Source organism: Pseudonocardia xinjiangensis (genome assembly GCF_012911925.1).
In the GTDB taxonomy this organism is placed as follows: Bacteria; Actinomycetota; Actinomycetes; order Mycobacteriales; family Pseudonocardiaceae; genus Pseudonocardia; species Pseudonocardia xinjiangensis.
In genome coordinates this window covers 1-1108 of sequence record NZ_JAAXKY010000304.1, presented here as the reverse complement: position 1 = coordinate 1108, position 1108 = coordinate 1, and the positions used below count along the sequence as shown (strand labels likewise).

Sequence of the window (1108 nt, the reverse complement as noted above, 5' to 3'; positions counted from 1 at the left end):
CTCCCGCCCCCGTCCACCCCGCGCGAGAACGGCGGCTGACGCAGACCAGACTGGTCGACGGACCACGATGGTCGCGGTGACGAGGAGGGACACCCGTGGGTTTCTTGATCTGCCGGACATGCGCGGTCGAGCACACCGCGGCGGTCGAGGTCTGCCGGATCTGCGCCGACGAACGTCAGTACGTCCCCGCAGCCGGCCAGCTGTGGACCACCCTGGAGGAGCTGGCCGCGGCCGGCCACCGGGTCGAGGTCACCGAGCTGGAGCCGGATCTGCACTCCCTCACGAGCACCCCGGCCGTCGGCATCGGGCAGCACTCCAAGCTGGTCCGCACCCCGGCGGGCAACCTCCTGTGGGACCCCCTCGGCTACCTGGACGACGACGCCGTGCAGCGGGTGCGTGAGCTGGGCGAGGTCATCGCGATCGTGGCGAGCCACCCGCACATGTTCGGTGTGCAGGTGGAGTGGAGCCGGGCGCTGGGCGGTCCCCCGGTGCTGGTCGCGGAGCGCGACATGGAGTGGGTCGCCCGGCCCGACCCCGCGATCCGCGCGTGGTCGGGCAAGCTCGAGCTCCTCCCGGGGCTGACGCTCACCCAGCCGGGAGGCCACTTCCCGGGCAGCGCGGTCGCGCACTGGGCGGCGGGGGCCGACGGCACGGGGGTGCTGCTCAGCGGCGACACGATCATGCCCAACCCGGACCGCACGTCGGTCAGCTTCATGCGCAGCTACCCGAACCGGATCCCGCTGTCGGGCGCCGTGGTCGAGCGGGTCGCCCAGCACGTCGAGGGCTTCGAGTTCGAGCGGCTCTACGGCAACTTCGGGGCCATGATCGCCTCCGACGCCCGCGCCGTCGTGCGGCGCTCGGCCGACCGGCACATCGGCTGGGTCCGGGGCGACTTCGACCACCTCACCTGACGGCACGCCCCCCGCGGAGGGGGGCGACTCGCGCCCGCGGAGGGGGGCGACTCGCGCACGCGAACCGGGCGACTCGCGCACGCGAACCGGGCGACTCGCGGAGCCGCAGCGGGCGACTCGCGGGGGCCCCGCGAGTCGCCCGGAAACTGCGCGCGAGTCGCCTCTCACGGGAACGGTGGTGGGGGTGGGTCCGTCAC

General features: G+C 74.0%; 1 protein-coding gene. It reads left to right on the top strand.

Annotation, left to right across the window (positions count from 1 at the left end; translation table 11 throughout):
- The first annotated feature begins 95 nt into the window (after positions 1-95).
- Complete coding sequence (locus tag HF577_RS37190; protein ID WP_169400685.1) at positions 96-911, top strand: MBL fold metallo-hydrolase; 816 nt, start codon at positions 96-98, stop codon at positions 909-911.
- Positions 912-1108: the final 197 nt, after the last annotated feature.